We start from the raw sequence: 16,195 nt of genomic DNA, 5'->3' as shown, positions 1-16,195 counted from the left end.
GCCGCACCTCTGGGCGGCCCGGCAGGATATGTTCTGCGGGTCACTTCCGGCCGGACGACTTCCGGGCAAGGCCGAAGGCAATGCCCAGAGCAATACCTACACCAATGCCTGCAACAATGTTGTCCAACACGACGCCGATAGCCACTCCGATCACGACGCCGAGTGTGAGGTGTTTGGCATCCATCATGCCCGGTCATGTAGCGTGGAAGGGAAGAGCCGCAACCGCTACGGTCCGCTCTTCGGATCCTCGACCTCCAGCGCCTCCATGACCGGCGCCAGCTCATTGTCGTCGGCGGGCTGCGGCTCTTCGCCTGTCCTCGCCTTCTTCAGGGCTGCCTCGATCGCCTCCTGGATGTTGCCGAGCTCGTCTTCGCGAACCTCGTGGCCATAGCCGGCAGCGTCGGCATCCTGTTCGAATTGCTGCGCCAGGACGGCGACGCTCACCTCGCTCTCGGCCGGCAGATTGCCGACATTCTCCTGCAGCCAGGTTTCAAAGAACTCTTTGGTGGCGCTCATGCGGTGTCTCCTTCGGGACACTAAAGCGCGCCGGCATCCCGACGGTTCCGCTATCCTGATACCATCTTTGCGCCGCTCGCCATGTCGGCTACGCAGGAACCCGCCGCTTCAACCAATCGACCATCAGCGCGGTGACTTCGTCCGGCTTCTCCTGCTGTGACCAATGTCCACAGCCGGCGATCACATGCTTTTCGAGATCGGCTATGTAGGCGTCCATTTCATCCATCATCGCTGGAGATAACACGACATCGTCCTCAGCGCCGATCATAAGCGACGGCACTTTTATCGTCTGGTCGACGTTCAAGCCGGCTCTCCAGTTGCGCGACAAATTGCGATACCAGTTGATGCCGGGCGTGAAACCGGTGCGCCCGAAGCTCTCGGCATAGAAAGCAAGCTCGTCTGGCGTTAAGATCAGCTTGCCGGGCAGGGTCTTCGGCTCCGGCTGCTCGAGCGCCTTTATGAACGTCATGTGTCGGGCCTGCGGCGGCAGCTTGGCGTATTGCGCGGCGGTGATGACGCCCTTGCGCATATTGCTCCTGAACACCCGCGCCACGTCATGCGCCATCAAACGGTCCGCGAGATCACCATTCTCGAACATCAGCACATACATGTCGGGATTGTAGACTTCGCGCATCTGCGCGATCGGGTCTTTTGCCGGGTTGGCCACGAACGGCTTGTCTGGCGCCGTCAGCCCCTTGGTGAGGCTCGGACGCAGCCACAGCATTTCATGGGGAATGAATGGCGTGTTGACACCGATGACGCCAGTGACCCGGCTCTGATGCAAAAGCGGCATCTGCCATGCGACTAGGCCGCCCCAGTCATGGCCCGCGAACACGGCCTTTTCGATGCCGAGAGCATCGAGTAGACCGACGAGATCGCCGGTCAGGTGGACCATGTCATAATCCCCGACCTTGGACGGCCGGTCGGTCAGGCCATATCCGCGCTGGTCGGGAACAATGACGTGGTAGCCGGCGGCCGCGAGGGGCGCGATCTGGTGACGCCAGGAAAAGGCGAGCTCGGGAAAGCCGTGCAGCAAAACAACCGCCGGTCCCTTGCCGGCTTCATAAACAGCCATATCGATGCCGTTGGAGCGAACGTATCGGACCGGCGGCATGGCCGGCGACGCGCCAAAGACCGGCAGGCAAGGCGCAAGAAGACTGCCGGCGGTCCCGAGAAGCACCGCCCTACGGGAAAGGGTAATCATGGCAGAAGTTTCCTTAGCTGCTCGAATTCTGATTGAATGACGGCCGGGCAGGCCGAGACATCTCGGCCGGCGCGGATCAGCACGAGAATGCCTTGGTAGAGAAGCAGAAGCCTGACGACGTGGAGATCGACCTGCCCTCCGCCGATCTGACGTTCGATGACCTGCCGGATGGCGGCTTGCAGCACGGCGAAGCCTTCCGTGAGACCTTCCGAGGCGACCGACGGTTGCGCGCCGAACTCGACTGCGGCATTCGTCAACAAACAGCCGTCGTCGCCGGATTCCGGGGCGGGCAGCAACAACGACAGGAACAACTGTTCCAAACCGTCCAGATCGCCTGCTTCGCCGATGTAGGTCTCGATCCGGCGGCGGATGACGGCATCGATATAGTGGCCGAAAGCCGCCCGATAGAGACCTTCCTTATCGCCAAAGGCATTGTAGATCGAGCCAGATGTCAGGCCGGTGGCATCGCTCAGATCCTTGATCGAAATTCCAGCGAAACCGGCTCGCCGAAACGCATTCATCGCGTCGCCCAGCACGGTGGCTTCGTCGAACAGTCGCGGTCTGGTCATGCAGGTAGTCCGATGTAAAATGATCATTCTAGAATGATCATTTTACATCGCCAGTCAAGTGACTTTTTGCAAAGACACCTCGATGGGGCACACAGGCCCGCCAGCGATGCCGGGTTGCATCGCGATCTCCCGGAGCTTGGCCCCTCTGTGAGATTAGAAACCAGGCGGCGTTGGCGCCGCCTGGCTCGGCAGCTTACTGGCTGGCAGCAGTCGTCGGTTCGCACGACACGTTCGGGTTCATGTCCGCGAACGCGCCGGTCGGGTTGCCTTTCCAGGCCCAGACATGCAGCTCGTAGAACGGGCCGAGGCCATAGCGATTGGGCGCGCTGTTGAAGTTGAACAGATGCCCATCGAGCGAGGCCGGGCCTTTCGAGGTGATGTATTCGACCGCGATCAGTTTTAGCGTGCCGTCGGCCATCGGCTCGTACATCACCGCTTCGGGCTTGGCGACATCGACAGCGTCGTCCTTGAGGTAGCCCGGATTGACGTAGTGGATGCCCATGGCGCCGCCGGTGATGCCGCTGGCGCAAGGAATGGGCGCATAGCCCTCGGCGGTCGCCGCCGCCGCATTCTCGAAGCGGCTGTTGGCGGCTCGCACCTTGTCGGCCAGCGGATTGGGACCGGATGCCGGCGCTGCCTGATGCGCCTGCGCCAATGCAGTGCAGGCCGACAGCAGCGCCGCGGCAGCGAGGAACTTGTTGCGAAAGTTGATTGTCATAGTCATTCCATTCTTCTTGAAAAGCACAGCCCGGCCGGCCGCCGGAAGTAAGGAGGTCCGGCAGGTGGGCGCTGTGGCTGTTGTTGCTGGGAGATCCCTATCCCGATGCGACGAATGCAGGGGAAGATCATCCCTTCGGCAGATACGGGATCGTTCCGGCCAGATCGGAGTTGTCGATCAGCTGGAAACGGCTGTCGCTGCCGCCCTGACGGGCCGAAACGAAGGGTGCGTAGGCAGGATCGTCGGTGAAGGCGCGCGCCGCTGCCTCGGTCGGGAACGCCATCAAGGCAATCAGCGTCGTGTCGAGCGGCTTGCCTTCGAGCGTCTTCACATTGCCGCTGCGCGACAGATATCTGCCGCCGTGCTTGTGAACGAGGTCGTGGACCGACGCGGCATAGGCCGGCATCCACTTCGGGTCCCTCACCTTGATGTCTGCGATAACGTAAGCGGTCATGGGTCATGTCTCCTGGTCGTGCACAGGGGTATCCCGTGCAGCGGCAGAGGGGTCGCATGGCAAGGCCGGCGCCAGCCAGTCCGCGATCTGTACTGGTGTGGCGAATCCGAAGTTCGCATTCACTTTTTGGAGCAACGCAGCGAGCGAATTTCGGATTCAAAAGCCACACCAGCAAGTCCTTGGATTTCCAGTGTGGTTTTGGATTTGAAGTTCCTAACGGCGATGCCACCCAGAAAGCAGGAACTTCAAATCCACCACACTGGGCCGGTACAGTTTCTGTACTCGCCGCACCGCTGGGAAAGGCCTATGGTCCGGGCTGAGTTTGAGGGAAGGCAACATCGTGACCCAGTCCGGATACAAACAGTTCTGCCCGCTGTCGATGGCCGCCGAGGTGCTGTGCACCCGCTGGACCATGGTTCTGCTTCGCGAACTGGTGGCGGGCTCGACCCGTTTCAACGATCTGCGCCGCGGTGTCCCCAAAATGTCGCCGACCCTTCTGTCGCAACGCCTCAAGGAGCTCGAGCTGGCCGGGATCGTCGAGCGCAAGGAGGTGCGCGGCGAGAAAGGCATCTTCGAATACCGGATGACCGAGGCAGGCAGGGATCTGCGTGCCGTCGTCGAGGCGATGGGCTTTTGGGGGCAGAAATGGGTCGAGTCGCGGCTGTCGCTGAAGAACCTCGATCCGTCGCTGCTGATGTGGGACATGCGGCGCAATCTCAACGCGTCGCCGCTGCCCGACGGGCGCACGGTGATACAATTTCTATACCAGGAGCTCCCCGCCTCCAAACGGTCATGGTGGCTGATCGTCGAGAAGCACGGCGAGGTCGACCTCTGCTGGTACGATCCGGGCTTCGATGTCGATCTCTACGTCTCGACCGACCTGCACACCATGACCGAAATCTGGATGGGGCTGATCACCGTCGAGAAGGCCGGGGCGAAAGTCGTTCTGACGGGCGACCAGGATATCGCGCGCAAAATGCAGACCTGGCTCGGCCTGAGCCCGTTTGCGGTCGAGCCCAAGCGAGCGGCCTAGCTGCCTCTTGGCGAAACGTCCAGAAGCGGTTATGTGTCGGGCGCGATGGTCCCGTAGCTCAGTAGGATAGAGCGGCAGATTCCTAATCTGTAGGTCACAGGTTCGATTCCTGTCGGGATCACCAACAGATACAACGACTTGGTTACGACTTTGCGGGTGATCCTGTCGCGCCGTGTTGCGAACTGCTACCGTTGATTTCCAAGGGTTTCGTGCGACTATCGGCAGGTCCGTGCGACATGGATGCGACATGGCCAACATTAAAACCCACGCGCAGCGCGAATTGAATAGGCGGGGCAAGATGAGCCTCAGTTGTATCGTCACCGACAGATGGATCAAGGTCGGTGACCCTGTACGAGACGTCCCCCCAGAGTATGGGACGCCCGTCGAGATTGAGGTCATGGCGGCTTACAGCCCTTCGACAGGCGGCGATCGGAAGCTCTGCAGCCTATCAAGTCTAACCGAGCCGCCGCGCTCGCAGCTCGTGCAGACAAGCGCCCTCTCGACCGTGCTGAACAGAGCGCCTGAAGATCGCCGGGCGAGACGTCGAGGCCGGAGTACACGCTGCCGTCCACTAATGCGGACGGCCCGCCCTACGCATTCATCGAACGCGGAGAGCATCCCGCCGCGCCCCGATGTCCCATATGACAATCAGCCGCCGTTAGCAGGGGCTGTCGGAGCGGGCGCGGCTGGGGCAGGTGTGGCCGGCTTCGCCGGGGCGGGCGCGGCTGGCGCTTCGACCTTGGGCGCTTCAACTTTTACATCGATGTTCTTTCCGCCGCCCCCACCCTGGATGTTGATAACGCCTGTGAACAACAGCAAGATTACTATTGCGACAATCGCGAGAACGACTGCGACAGCAGTGCCGCCGCCGCCTGAATTAACAACCGTTGGGCCGTCAGCCATGACTATCTCTCCTTATCTCTGAATTATCACTGGTCGGCCAACGGGACTGTCAAGTACTTAGTTCCGCCACAGGGCCAAGGTCGGAGATTGCATAAGACTTAAGTCTTTGCGTCGAAGACTTAGGGCTGAGGGCCGGCAACCAAGACCTTACCAATGGATTGTGTTGAATACGGTGACAGTGCACTTTGTCTTGTTCGCGCGGTTGTCGCTTTCTGTACTGCTCCGCTCGGCGAGTTCGGGCCACGTGGTCCCGGCACCGGTCGCGCCGTCGGACGCGGCCAAGGAACCTGCTGCCGATCAGATCGTTTCGCGGTATATGGCCAGATCAACCGGAGCGGAGGCAGATATGCCGCATGCTCACAATCGCGCGACACCGAACACCGGCCGGCTCTGCCGGTTCGGGCTCTGGCACGATGCTGCGTGACGTCGACTATGTCCTGCGAAAACTCGACTGGATGCAGTCCGAAGGCATCTGGCCCAACGGCTTGCGGTATCTGTGGACCGATGCATTCGGGGTCGTGCTCTACGTCTCGCTTTATGCGGAAACTGGCGAAGAGCGCTGGCTGGGCGAAGCCGAGCGGCTGGTGGCCGATGTCGAGCGTGTGCTCGGCCGCCGGCGCGGACTGAGGATCGGCGAAGCGGCCGATCGCGACGGCCAGTATTTCCACTATCTGGCGATGTGGCTGTTTGCCTTGGCGCGTCTCGGCGATCTGAAGCCGGAATACCGCAAGCGCGGCATTGCGCTGGCGCGCGACATTCACCCGGCCTTTGTGGTCCCCGGCCGCGGCGTGATCTGGAAGATGCAGGAGGATCTGAGCAGCCCATATCCCGGCTACGGCCTCGGCAGCATGGATGCCTATGACGGCTACGTCTCTTACCGGATGCTCGACGAAGAGGAACTGGCGCCCGAGATCGCGCAGATGCGTGACCTGATGGAGCGCGATTGGCGCACCCTCGACATCGAGCAGGACCTCGGCCTCGGCATGATGCTGTGGCTCGCCCATTTCTTTCCCGACGAGCCGTGGGCCGAGGCGCAGACAAGGCGTTCGCTGCGAACCCTGGAAACGATGTGGGTCGACCCGCCCGGCTATTTCAGCCGCGCGCCATGGTTGCACGATACCAAGTTCGCCTTCACCAATTACGGCGTTTCGCTCGGCCTGCAGGCCGCCGGTATCTGGCCGGGGCGTGTCGATAGGCTGAACGGTTTCTTCGAGGACTGGCGCTCCGGCGACGAATACGACCGCGAGGCGATCACCTGGGTTATAGCCTGCACTTCGCATCTTCCCGGTGCTTTCCTGACCCGGGGTGGCGAGAGATCGATTGAAAGCGACGAACCTCGGGAACGTTCCCGTGCCGGCGCGGTTGTCGATGGAAGTACATCGAGACGCAAGGGGCGCGGTTGAAATGGCCATTCTCTTGGGAAAACCGGGAAGCTGTTGGGTGGCGGCAGCCACCTCCACGAACTATCCCCAGCTCGAAGGTTCGATCCGTGCGGACGCCGTTGTCGTGGGTGCTGGAATTGTCGGGCTGACGACGGCGCTTCGCCTTTGCGAGGCGGGCCGATCGGTGATCGTCCTCGAAGGCCTGCACACGGGCGGCCAGGTGACCGGCCGCTCGACGGCCAAGATCACCACGCAGCACGCGCTGATCTATCGTCATCTCATCGACACAGTCGGCCGGGAGTTGGCCCAGGCCTATGCCGATGCGAATTCCGCCGGCGCCCGACAAATCCGCGATTGGGTTAACAACTACGCCATTCCCTGCGATCTCGAGAGCAAAGAAGCCTATACCTACACCTGCGATGATCGCCGGAGCGCGGAGGTCGCGGCCGAGGCGGAGGCCGCGCGCCAGGTCGGGCTCGAGGCCGATCTCCTCGACCGCGCGCCGCTGCCTTTCGAAACGGCCGCGGCATTGCGGTTCCCCGACCAGGCGCAGTTCAATCCGGCGATGTATCTGGTTGGCCTGGCGGAAGCGGTGACGGCTCGTGGCGGTCGGGTCTTCGAAAACAGCCGCGCCACCTCGATCGACGAGGCAAGCCGCTGGCGCGTCGTCACCGATGGCGGCGCCGTTGATGCCGAGCATGTCGTCGTTGCCACCAACATGACGGTGAAGAGCCCCGTCGGCATGGCGAAGCGGACGCAACCGCGCTGCCACACCGTGATGGCCTTTCGGATCGATGATCCCCTCCCTGTCGACGGCATGTTCATCGGCATCGACGACCCGACGCATTCCATTCGCACAGGCCGTGATGCCGACGGTCCACTGCTGGTCGCGCTCGGCCCCAAATTCAACACCGGCTGGGATGGCGACGTGGCGAGGCGGTTCGTCGAACTGGAAAAATGGGCGAGAAAGAACCTTCCGGTCGGCGACGTCGCCTGGCGCTGGTGCAATGAGGATTATGATACGGCCGACAGGATCCCATATGCCGGCGAACCCGATCCCGCCAAGGCCGCCGGCTTCCACATTGCCACGGGCTTCAACGCCTGGGGCATCACCAACGGGACGGCCGTGGGCGCAATGATCGCCGACCTGATCTGCGCCCGCCCGAGCCCATGGCAAAAACTCTACGATCCGGCGCGGCCCTATCCCGAGGACTTCCACAACAACGGCCGCAGTCAATCGATCGTCTCGAGCACCCACGACATTGCGCCCGGCATGGGTGGCGTGATCGTCAGGGGAGACGAAAAGATTGCGGCGTGGCGAGACACCGAAGGCGCACTCCAGGCGGTTTCGGCGACGTGCACCCACAAGGGCTGCACCGTAACCTGGAACAATGCGGACCACACCTGGGATTGTCCCTGCCACGGCTCGATCTTCGCCGCCGACGGTTCGGTCATCCACGGCCCTGCCCGAAAACCGCTTGCCCAGATTACATTGTGAAGGCGGCGCTCGACGCCGCCCGCGTCACGCCGGCCGTTCGTAGGTTCCGACCAACTCCGTCTCCTCCAATGCGTGTTTCTGGGCTTGCTTCCAGACCTGATGCACGCCCGCCTGTCCCGGTACGCTGAGGCTCGGCACATCGAGCGCGGCCAGCAGAAAGTGGTAATGGTGCACGCCGTGCCCTGCAGGCGGCTGCGGACCATCGTAATAGGCATTGCCGAAATCGTTGGTGCCTTGCCTGAGTGCCGACGGGCCGGGCTTGCCATCTTCGGCCTCGGCGAGTCCGCCGGCATCCGGCGGGATATTGAAGACCGCCCAGTGCCCGAAAACCCCGCTTGGCGCATCGGGATCCTGCACGACAAGAACAAGGCTCTTGGTACCATCCGGAACACCGGACCACTTCAGCGGCGGCGAGACGTTCTGGCCGTCACGCGCATATTTTTCGGGAATTCTTCCGTCTGCCGGGAACGCCGGGCTGATAAGGGTGAGTGGCATTGCTATTTCCCCAAGGAGGTTGCGATCGAGAAACCCGCGTCGGCGCTGTTCACGCCGCTTGCTGAGCTTCGGCGACGCGTCTGATCTCTCCTGGCAGGGATTCCCAGACCTTGTGCATCTGTCCTTCTCCGACATGATGGGCGAGCACCTTGGACACGACCCTGAATGCATCCTTGGAATCGACCGGACGGGTGAATTCCAGCTCCGCCTTGATCTTGGCCAGAAACTCGTCGAGCGACCGCATCTTCTCGGGAGCTTTGGAGGGCTGATATTGGTCATAGAAGGCGCCGCGCACCAGAATCGGCAGCTGCGAGCCGAGGTGGGCTGCAAGGTCCGGCTGCATACGGTCCCGCAGGGCGTGCAGCACCGCGCCGAGAACGTGCCAGGCGACCTGCCGATCCGGTCCAATCTCGTCCATGATCTCGTCGAGCCAGATGTTCGTGGTCTGCAGTGTCTTGTCGAATACGTCGAGTCCGGTGGCGTTCATCGAAATCCTCCTTCCATTCAAATCCGACTAGGCTGGTATGACCAAACAGCCGTACCTGCTCGTTGTTCCCCGATGCGCATGTCCTGGTGCGCATTCATTGTCGGAGGTTCCGTCATGAGGGGATTCGGGCCGGCTTTTTGCCGCTGTTTTTTCGACCGCCTTTCTTGGCCGGCGCTCGGAACATCCTCATGGGTGGACGAGTTTTGTTTGCCGTCGCCGATCACATGGCGACCAGTGATGCAGACACAAAAAACAGGAGAAGAACCATGGCACATCACGATTTGACGCCCAGGACGCCATCGCGCAGCCTATACCCATCCGCGCGCGACCCGCTCACGTCATTCCACCGGCAGATCGACCGCCTGTTCGACGACTTCTTTGCGCCAATGGCCGAAGCGACTACGGCCGGCGATCTTTGGCCGAGCGTCGACGTATATGAAACAGACCAAGCCTATAAGGTCACCGCCGAATTGCCGGGGCTCGAGCAGAAGGATGTTGAGCTCAAGCTGCGCGACAACACCCTCTCCATTACGGGCGAGAAGCGTTCGGAGCACAAGGAAAGCGACCGCGGCCAAACCTACAGCGAACGCAGTTATGGCCGATTTCAGCGGACGATCCCCCTGGAAGCGGAGATCGATGCCGACAAGGTGCAGGCTACTTTCAGGAACGGCGTTTTGACTGTCGAGCTTCCGAAGAATCCCGCTGCAAAGGACAAGACACGCCGCATAGAAGTGAAAGCGCGATAGTAGCCAAACTGAAGGCCCTGAGCAGGCTGGGTTCACCCCCGAGGGAGGGAGAACGGCGAGCACGGCGGCAACCGCTCAGGCGAGCGTCTAGCGCCGGGGATCGTCCGTTGCCTCGGAAACGCCTTCGAGAGCGATTTTGGCGGCTTCCTTATCGGTCCGCCCGAGGTCGGCCAGGGCAATGACGCCGACGAGGCGCTTGTCGTGGTTGATCACCGGAAGACGACGCACCTGATGCTTGGCCATGATCTTCGCCGCATCGGTGATATCGGCGTCGTCGAAGCACCAATAGACATGCTCGGACATGACCTCGCGAACGGTCGTGTTGCCGGCTGAGCGCTCCTCGGCGACGCCGCGCATCACGATGTCGCGGTCTGTCACCATGCCGACCAGCCTGTCATTCTCGCCGACCGGAAGGGCGCCGAGATTGTCGGCCCGCATTTTCCGGGCGGCATCCCTGATTGTAGTGTTCGGGCCGACCAGTTCGGTCCGACGGCTCATGATCTCCTGAACTTGCATGGGATATTCCTTTCCCTGATTGCTGAGGCAACAAGCCGCCAGACGCGCCTGTTGCCGCGCATCGCGAAATCGCCGGACGAGGCATGTACGGATCGCTATCTTCGATCTTCCCGATCCGCGCTAACGCGTGCCGGTGCCGGCACCTCGCGATCGAAACTATTCTTGGAACGTCCAGGCAGCGAGCGAGTTCCAAAATGGTACCGGTGCCGCAGCCATTCCACGGCATGTGGCCGCAGGCTGGTGACAAAACATCCACCGGGAAAACAGATGCACGCGGATTGAAGGTCATGGCTATCATCTTTTCAGATCGCCGCGAGGCCGGGCGGCGACTCGCCGGGGAGCTCGTTCGCTTTACCGGCCGCGACGACGTGATCGTATTGGCGCTGCCCCGAGGCGGCGTGCCGGTCGGCTACGAGGTCGCGCAGGCACTCAAGGCACCGCTCGACGTCTTCGTCGTGCGCAAGCTCGGCGTCCCCGGTCACGAGGAACTGGCCATGGGGGCGATCGCGCCCTCAGGCGTACGTGTCCTGAACGACGAAATCGTCAGCGGTCTCGCGATCCCGCCACATGTCATCGACGCGGTCGCCGCAAAGGAGGAAAAAGAGCTTCTGCGCCGCGAGCACCTCTATAGGGACGGGCGACCCCCACCGCAGTTGAATGGACGGACCATTATCCTCGTGGATGACGGGCTTGCGACCGGATCGACCATGCGGGCCGGGATCAAGGCGCTGCGAAAAAACCACGCCGCCCATATTGTCGCGGCCGTTCCCGTCGGTAGCCCCGACACTTGCGACGCGATGCGGGCGGACGCCGACGAGGTCGTTTGCGCGACGACACCAGAGCCGTTGCTGGGTGTCGGGCGCTGGTACGTGGATTTCTCACAAACGAGCGATGAAGAGGTCCGCGCGCTCCTCGCCAGCTGCGTGCCCAAGCCTGCCGCTTCCGACAAGCCTGCCGCTTCCGAAGAAGAATTGGCCGGGCGCGCGAGCGCGGGTCCGGTGCCTGGCACCAGATCGACATAGCGGAGGTGGACATGGACCGGGATAGCGAGCACGTCGTGCATGTTCCCGCGGGGCCTGTCACGCTTGAGGGCAATCTTTCGTTGCCCCCGGATGCTCGTGGCCTTGTGCTGTTCGCCCACGGCAGCGGAAGCAGCCGCCACAGCCCGCGCAACCGCTACGTGGCCGGAAGGCTGAACGAGGCGAACCTCGCCACCTTCCTCGTCGACCTGTTGACGGCCGAAGAGGAGCGGATCGACCAGGTCACGGCCGAGTTGCGCTTCAATATCGGACTGCTCGCCGACCGGCGGGTCGGCGTCACGGATTGGCTCGGCGCCTCGCCGGACACGTCGGGGTTGCGTCTTGGCTATTTCGGCGCGAGCACGGGCGCCGGTGCCGCCCTGGTGGCGGCGGCCGAGCGGCCCGACCAGGCCGCGGCCGTGGTTTCGCGTGGTGGCCGGCCCGATCTTGCAGCGCTCGCCCTGCCGCGCGTCCGGGCGCCGACCTTGCTCGTCGTTGGAGGCGCGGACACGCAGGTGATCGCGCTCAACCGCTCGGCGCTGGCGGCGCTCCGCAGCGAGAAGGAGCTCGCCATCGTCCCTGGCGCGACACATCTGTTCGAGGAGCCCGGCGCCCTGGACGAAGTCGCGGATCTCGCTACCCAATGGTTCTTGCGCCATCTGATTTCGGACAGATCGGCGTCGACGCCCTGACAGCCGGGGCTTGCATCACCAGTCCCGGGATCATTTGCGTCCTCAACGCGTTATGATCCTCATAAGACCGCGCGCAGCTGCAACCCGAATGGCTGTCGCAACCCGTATGTGGGAGAAAGACAATGCCGGACAAGAAAACCATCGAGAAGGCCCGAAAGGACAAGCGCGAGGGCAAATCGCCGAGCACACAGGCCGGCGAGTTCGTGCACGAGGAGATCGATAAAATCCGCCGCGGCGAGCACGGCGCGCGCTCGACCCAGCAGGCCATCGCCATCGGGCTTTCCGAGGCGAGACGCGCAGGCGTAGACCTGCCCCCGCCCAAAAAGGGCACGGTGAAGGAGAGCACGCGCAAAAGTGCCGAATACGCCTATGAGGCCGGCCAGGGCGAACGCAAGCCGAAACGCCGCCCGCGGGTCTCGAAAGCCGTCTCCAAGGTGCTCGAGCACGAGCCGAAGAGCACGGCGTCGCACGAGGCGCTGGCGCAGCAGGCCAAGCGTGCGGCCTCGCGCCGGACGGCCGAGGAGCGCTCCGCAGCCGCAAAGAAAGCCGCCGAGACGAAAGGCGCCAGCGGAAGGAAGGCGGCGGCGCAGAAGGCCGCCAGAACGCGCGCACAGCACGCATAGTTCAAAGACGGCAGTTCGCCTCCAGCAAACCCGATATGGACGCCACGGGCCGCCGCCAGCAAAGGCAAGACGTCGACAAGGCCGCCGGCGATAAACGCCTATTCCTCCCAGACCCCCTTCCCGGCGCAGATCGTCCATCGTGCGCGAAATGCCTTCGCGCAAGATCGACACCATGTCGTCGATCTGCTCGCGCGTGATGATCAGCGGCGGCGACATTACGCACATGTTGATCAGCGGCCCGACCAGCAGGCTGAGCTCGTGGCAATGCGCGTCGATCCCGGTCGGCAGCTCGATCCGCCTCGCTTATGACCCTGAGGCTCTGATGGCGATGGCCGACTGAATAATTTTTAGCGCAGCAATGCGGCCGGCGACGATGGCGCCCTCGACGTAGCCCGGAAATGATGGCGACAGCTCCGACGAGGCGAAATGGATCGGCGACGCGCCAGCACGGATAATGCGCTCGGCATCAGTTGCCGTCGCATCGACGATCAGATCGCTGTAACCGCCGCCGCTCCAGCGATCCCCGGTCCAGTCGCGATAGCTGAGATCGATAATGCCGGCCGCCTCGATACCGAGCGCCTCTTCCAGCTTTGATGTCACCTTTGCGCGTAACGCTGCGTCGTCCAGATCCCGCCAGCGCTGCGCCAGCGGCCCGCCGATGAAGACGACAAGTGCTGCATGATCCTCGTCCCTGCTTGCATCGCAGGCAAAAAGCCCGTGCGGATCGCGCCACATCACCATGCCGCTCAAGCCCCTGTCGCGCCAGAAAGCCTTGGGATAGCGCACCAGCATTTTGATCACCGCGCCGCTTTGCCAGACGCCGAGGGCTCTCTTCAGCACAGCCGGCAGCGGCGGCACGAAATCCACTCTCGAGGCCATCATCGGCGGTACGGCGACCAGTACCGCTCGTGCCTCGATCGCGCCGGCAGGCGAAACGACGCGAACCCCTCCCGGCCCGTCCTCAATGGCCTCGACAGCTGTATTCAGCCGCAGTCGATCGCCGAGATCCCGCGCAAGATCATCCGCCAGCGAATGCATGGTTTCGCGCACGAAATACTGCAGCTCCGACACCTCGTTGGTGACGCGGCGATCATTGTCGATCAGGTACCACAGCGGCAGCCTTTCCATTGCCAGGCACCACAGGCCCTCGATCATCGACCGAAAGGCGGCCTTGGCATCGTCGGGATCGGCCTGGCGATCGAGCCATGCCGCGACCGTCAAGCCGGCAATGGCCGGGTCGTTCGGTGCGATCGCATTCATCCGCTCGCGTATTCGCATCGCGGTGCCGTAAGTGCGCCCGGCTTGCGCCTCGCTCATTCGCGGCTGCGTGACGAATTCGCCTGCGACATGGGTCTCGACCAATGTCTTGCCGCGCGCTCGCACCAGCGCCATCAATTCCGGCATGTCTTCGCACAGAAACTGGCCGCCGCTGTCAATCCGCTCGCCGAGCCCGTTCTGCACGGCTTCGACGCGTCCGCCGACACGGTCGCGGGCTTCGAGCACCACGACATCGATGCCGGCCTGGTTCAATTCACGCGCGGCCGACAGGCCGGTGAAGCCGGCGCCGACGATGGCCACATCGGCTCGTTCGATCTTGAACTTCATTAGCCGGCCTTGATCTTCTCGAATTCCGCGACCATCCGCTGCTTGAACTCCGGCGCCACCGGCTGCGGATGGAAGCCGGGATCCTCGTAACAGGACCAGTTAAACACGACGAGGTCCCTGTCCGCCGCCAGCGCCGCGGCCGAAGCCGCCAGCCCCGTCGCCGAAGCCGCCGGTGCTGCAGCCAATGCCACTGTCAGTGTCGGGCGTCGGGTTATTGTCTTCATTGCTGTTCCATCCTCTTTTTGATTGTTCACGCCGGCTTGGCACCGCTGGCTGCAGATTTCGGATAGTGCCTGGGGAATGCCGCGGACAGGAACTCGTTCGCGGCCTGCAGTGCCGTCTCGCGTGTGGTGTCTTCGGTGCCCATCATCAAACGCAGCCACAGACCATCCAGCATGGCGGTGAGCGCCAGCGCCATGACTTGTGGTTCATAGGCATAGAAGCCGCTCTGCTTGAGCGCCGCGCAAAGATCGATGAAGATGTTCTGATAGACGGCATCGCGTGCGCTGCTCAGCGCCTGATATTTCGGCCGCGATTTGGCCTCGCCCCAGAAGGCACACCAGGCAGCCAGCTTGCGCTTGTTGCAGATCGAGCGGTCGAAATCGGCCGCGACCAATGCCTGCAACTGGCGGGCGGGATCATCGCCAGCCTTTTGCAAGGCGCTGCGCCAATGCGCCGAATACTCGTCATACATGTATTGCAAAGTGGCAACGAGCAGCTTCTCCTTGCTCTCGAAATGGAAGTTGACGATGCCGCGCGACAAGCCGGCGCCGTCGGCGACGTCGGCCATAGTCGTTTCCGAATAGCCGCGCTTGGCCAATGAATCGATTGTCGCTTCGATCAGTTGAAGCTGCCTTGTCTCTTTCGACGCCTTGCGGCCGCGCTTTTCGGAATCGCTTTTTCGCGCCGGTTCGAGGAGGGCTTCGCGCGCCTCTGTTGTCTTCATCGGGTGATGGTCTCCAGCATCGCCGGCTAGCCGACCGGCTTCGGCCGCGAAGATCAGTGGGACGGTGCTCGCCACTGTCAAGCACCTTCTGCAGGGCTGCCCGGGTTCGAATGTTCTCGTCGAGATAGGCATCCTTGGAGAAAACGATGTCGAAGGCACCGTTGGCAAAAGGTGGCGATCCCGGCGATGCGTGGACCAGATCGGCGCCCCCGCCTGCAGCGGACCTTTGGGTCGAGATCTATGCCAGGCGCGAGCTGCGGTATCACCAGCTGTTGAAGCGTGCCAAACTGGTGCCGCGGCCGTTCGTCAGGCTCGACCGCCGCACCGCCAATCCGCCCGCGGATTTTAAGAGATGACTGACGACACTTACAGTCGCGAAATCGATGCCGAAGCCGCCGAGCAGTGGCAGCTGGTCAACACGCCGCTCGGCGAAAAATGGTCGGGCCGAACCCGCTATGCCGCGGCCATGTTCTTCTACAAGCGCGGCGAGATGGACGCCGAAACGCTGGAAGTCTACCGCATCTGTGCGCGGCTGGATTCCACCGATCCGCTGCCGATCATCCGCGACCGCGGCGTCGGCCAGGACTGGCTGAAGCGCATGGGCGCCTAGTAATTCCCGCCTAGGCCTGTTGAGATTCAGGTCAGGCCGAGTCGAAAACGATGGTTTCCGAGAACCGGAGCGGAGCGTACTTAAGTACGTGTTGGGGTGGACGGCCCCCGACGGCATCGTGATGTGCCAGAATGAGGTCGTTGCAGATCTCAATCAAGGGAGACCGTCCGTGGATAAAC

General features: G+C 62.6%; 21 protein-coding genes, 1 tRNA gene and 2 pseudogenes. 10 read left to right on the top strand and 14 right to left on the bottom strand.

The genetic code is table 11. The features are described 5' to 3' along the window. Positions 1 to 40: 40 nt before the first annotated feature. The 6 genes from NKJ40_RS27010 to NKJ40_RS26985 all read right to left on the bottom strand — a co-directional run bounded on the left by NKJ40_RS27010 (position 41) and on the right by NKJ40_RS26985 (position 3,461). The gene (locus NKJ40_RS27010; RefSeq protein WP_352468682.1) at positions 41 to 187 is read right to left on the bottom strand and encodes a glycine zipper domain-containing protein; all 147 of its coding nucleotides are present in this window, start codon (positions 185 to 187) and stop codon (positions 41 to 43) included. A 38-nt stretch (positions 188 to 225) separates the two neighbouring features. Next, entirely contained in the window at positions 226 to 516 is a 291-nt protein-coding gene (locus NKJ40_RS27005; RefSeq protein WP_352468681.1) for a hypothetical protein, read from the bottom strand. An 88-nt stretch (positions 517 to 604) separates the two neighbouring features. Further along, a complete protein-coding gene (locus tag NKJ40_RS27000) occupies positions 605 to 1,720 on the bottom strand; it encodes an alpha/beta fold hydrolase (RefSeq protein WP_352468680.1) in 1,116 nt (371 codons plus the stop codon). Further along, the gene (locus NKJ40_RS26995; RefSeq protein WP_352468679.1) at positions 1,717 to 2,289 is read right to left on the bottom strand and encodes a TetR/AcrR family transcriptional regulator; all 573 of its coding nucleotides are present in this window, start codon (positions 2,287 to 2,289) and stop codon (positions 1,717 to 1,719) included. The genes NKJ40_RS27000 and NKJ40_RS26995 overlap by 4 nt, the downstream gene beginning before the upstream one ends. A gap of 193 nt (positions 2,290 to 2,482) precedes the next feature. Continuing rightward, a complete protein-coding gene (locus NKJ40_RS26990; protein ID WP_502903764.1) occupies positions 2,483 to 3,007 on the bottom strand; it encodes a hypothetical protein in 525 nt (174 codons plus the stop codon). 127 nt (positions 3,008 to 3,134) lie between these two features. Next, on the bottom strand, positions 3,135 to 3,461 hold the full coding sequence (locus NKJ40_RS26985) for a DUF1330 domain-containing protein (protein WP_023677873.1): 327 nt from the start codon (positions 3,459 to 3,461) through the stop codon (positions 3,135 to 3,137). 340 nt (positions 3,462 to 3,801) lie between these two features. Between NKJ40_RS26985 and NKJ40_RS26980 the strand changes: the two genes are divergently transcribed. Next, on the top strand, positions 3,802 to 4,494 hold the full coding sequence (locus tag NKJ40_RS26980; RefSeq protein ID WP_352468677.1) for a winged helix-turn-helix transcriptional regulator: 693 nt from the start codon (positions 3,802 to 3,804) through the stop codon (positions 4,492 to 4,494). Between the two features lie 47 nt (positions 4,495 to 4,541). Beyond that, positions 4,542 to 4,618: transfer RNA gene (locus tag NKJ40_RS26975), tRNA-Arg, on the top strand. 524 nt (positions 4,619 to 5,142) lie between these two features. Here NKJ40_RS26975 and NKJ40_RS26970 read toward each other — a convergent pair. After that, positions 5,143 to 5,397 (bottom strand): hypothetical protein, encoded by a 255-nt coding sequence (locus NKJ40_RS26970; RefSeq protein ID WP_352468676.1) that lies wholly within the window; start codon positions 5,395 to 5,397, stop codon positions 5,143 to 5,145. 413 nt (positions 5,398 to 5,810) lie between these two features. Between NKJ40_RS26970 and NKJ40_RS26965 the strand changes: the two genes are divergently transcribed. Together NKJ40_RS26965 and NKJ40_RS26960 are read left to right on the top strand one after the other, a co-directional pair. Beyond that, the gene (locus NKJ40_RS26965; RefSeq protein WP_352468675.1) at positions 5,811 to 6,800 is read left to right on the top strand and encodes a hypothetical protein; all 990 of its coding nucleotides are present in this window, start codon (positions 5,811 to 5,813) and stop codon (positions 6,798 to 6,800) included. 1 nt (position 6,801) lies between these two features. Further along, complete coding sequence (locus NKJ40_RS26960) at positions 6,802 to 8,277, top strand: FAD-dependent oxidoreductase (RefSeq protein WP_352468674.1); 1,476 nt, start codon at positions 6,802 to 6,804, stop codon at positions 8,275 to 8,277. 24 nt (positions 8,278 to 8,301) lie between these two features. Here NKJ40_RS26960 and NKJ40_RS26955 read toward each other — a convergent pair whose 3' ends face one another. Together NKJ40_RS26955 and NKJ40_RS26950 are read right to left on the bottom strand one after the other, a co-directional pair. Beyond that, complete coding sequence (locus tag NKJ40_RS26955; RefSeq protein WP_352468673.1) at positions 8,302 to 8,772, bottom strand: YbhB/YbcL family Raf kinase inhibitor-like protein; 471 nt, start codon at positions 8,770 to 8,772, stop codon at positions 8,302 to 8,304. Between the two features lie 49 nt (positions 8,773 to 8,821). Continuing rightward, a complete protein-coding gene (locus NKJ40_RS26950) occupies positions 8,822 to 9,259 on the bottom strand; it encodes a DUF2267 domain-containing protein (protein WP_023677864.1) in 438 nt (145 codons plus the stop codon). Between the two features lie 266 nt (positions 9,260 to 9,525). Between NKJ40_RS26950 and NKJ40_RS26945 the strand changes: the two genes are divergently transcribed. Continuing rightward, positions 9,526 to 10,005: an Hsp20/alpha crystallin family protein gene (locus NKJ40_RS26945; protein ID WP_352468672.1), complete on the top strand. Its 480-nt coding sequence runs from the start codon at positions 9,526 to 9,528 to the stop codon at positions 10,003 to 10,005. 87 nt (positions 10,006 to 10,092) lie between these two features. Here NKJ40_RS26945 and NKJ40_RS26940 read toward each other — a convergent pair whose 3' ends face one another. Beyond that, entirely contained in the window at positions 10,093 to 10,503 is a 411-nt protein-coding gene (locus tag NKJ40_RS26940) for a CBS domain-containing protein (RefSeq protein WP_352458287.1), read from the bottom strand. A gap of 305 nt (positions 10,504 to 10,808) precedes the next feature. Between NKJ40_RS26940 and NKJ40_RS26935 the strand changes: the two genes are divergently transcribed. The 3 genes from NKJ40_RS26935 to NKJ40_RS26925 all read left to right on the top strand — a co-directional run bounded on the left by NKJ40_RS26935 (position 10,809) and on the right by NKJ40_RS26925 (position 12,855). Next, positions 10,809 to 11,543, top strand: a complete 735-nt coding sequence (locus NKJ40_RS26935) for a phosphoribosyltransferase (RefSeq protein WP_352468671.1) — start codon at positions 10,809 to 10,811, stop codon at positions 11,541 to 11,543. Positions 11,544 to 11,554: 11 nt separating this feature from the next. Beyond that, positions 11,555 to 12,232 carry a dienelactone hydrolase family protein gene (locus NKJ40_RS26930; protein WP_352468670.1) on the top strand — a complete coding sequence of 226 codons (678 nt, stop codon included), beginning with the start codon at positions 11,555 to 11,557 and terminating at the stop codon, positions 12,230 to 12,232. A gap of 122 nt (positions 12,233 to 12,354) precedes the next feature. After that, the gene (locus NKJ40_RS26925; RefSeq protein WP_352468669.1) at positions 12,355 to 12,855 is read left to right on the top strand and encodes a DUF6496 domain-containing protein; all 501 of its coding nucleotides are present in this window, start codon (positions 12,355 to 12,357) and stop codon (positions 12,853 to 12,855) included. 114 nt (positions 12,856 to 12,969) lie between these two features. Here NKJ40_RS26925 and NKJ40_RS26920 read toward each other — a convergent pair. The 4 genes and pseudogenes from NKJ40_RS26920 to betI all read right to left on the bottom strand — a co-directional run. Beyond that, a pseudogene (locus NKJ40_RS26920) lies at positions 12,970 to 13,131 on the bottom strand (aspartate aminotransferase family protein); the annotation flags it as partial. 27 nt (positions 13,132 to 13,158) lie between these two features. Beyond that, positions 13,159 to 14,460 carry a flavin monoamine oxidase family protein gene (locus NKJ40_RS26915; RefSeq protein ID WP_352468668.1) on the bottom strand — a complete coding sequence of 434 codons (1,302 nt, stop codon included), beginning with the start codon at positions 14,458 to 14,460 and terminating at the stop codon, positions 13,159 to 13,161. After that, positions 14,460 to 14,684: a hypothetical protein gene (locus NKJ40_RS26910; protein ID WP_352468667.1), complete on the bottom strand. Its 225-nt coding sequence runs from the start codon at positions 14,682 to 14,684 to the stop codon at positions 14,460 to 14,462. Before NKJ40_RS26910 ends, NKJ40_RS26915 begins: the two co-directional genes overlap by 1 nt. Before the next feature lie 26 nt (positions 14,685 to 14,710). Then, positions 14,711 to 15,406, bottom strand: a complete 696-nt coding sequence (gene betI, locus NKJ40_RS26905) for a transcriptional regulator BetI (RefSeq protein ID WP_352468698.1) — start codon at positions 15,404 to 15,406, stop codon at positions 14,711 to 14,713. A 221-nt stretch (positions 15,407 to 15,627) separates the two neighbouring features. Between betI and NKJ40_RS26900 the strand changes: the two are divergent. Together NKJ40_RS26900 and NKJ40_RS26895 are read left to right on the top strand one after the other, a co-directional pair. Further along, a pseudogene (locus NKJ40_RS26900) lies at positions 15,628 to 15,762 on the top strand (aminomethyl transferase family protein); the annotation flags it as partial. Next, complete coding sequence (locus tag NKJ40_RS26895; RefSeq protein WP_352468666.1) at positions 15,759 to 16,016, top strand: hypothetical protein; 258 nt, start codon at positions 15,759 to 15,761, stop codon at positions 16,014 to 16,016. The pseudogene NKJ40_RS26900 and the gene NKJ40_RS26895, both read left to right, overlap by 4 nt. The last annotated feature ends 179 nt before the right edge of the window (positions 16,017 to 16,195 follow it).

This window comes from Mesorhizobium sp. M0119 (assembly GCF_040322615.1).
In the GTDB taxonomy this organism is placed as follows: Bacteria; Pseudomonadota; Alphaproteobacteria; order Rhizobiales; family Rhizobiaceae; genus Mesorhizobium.
Note: the sequence above shows the minus strand (reverse complement) of the source record. Positions and strands in the feature narration are given on the sequence as shown.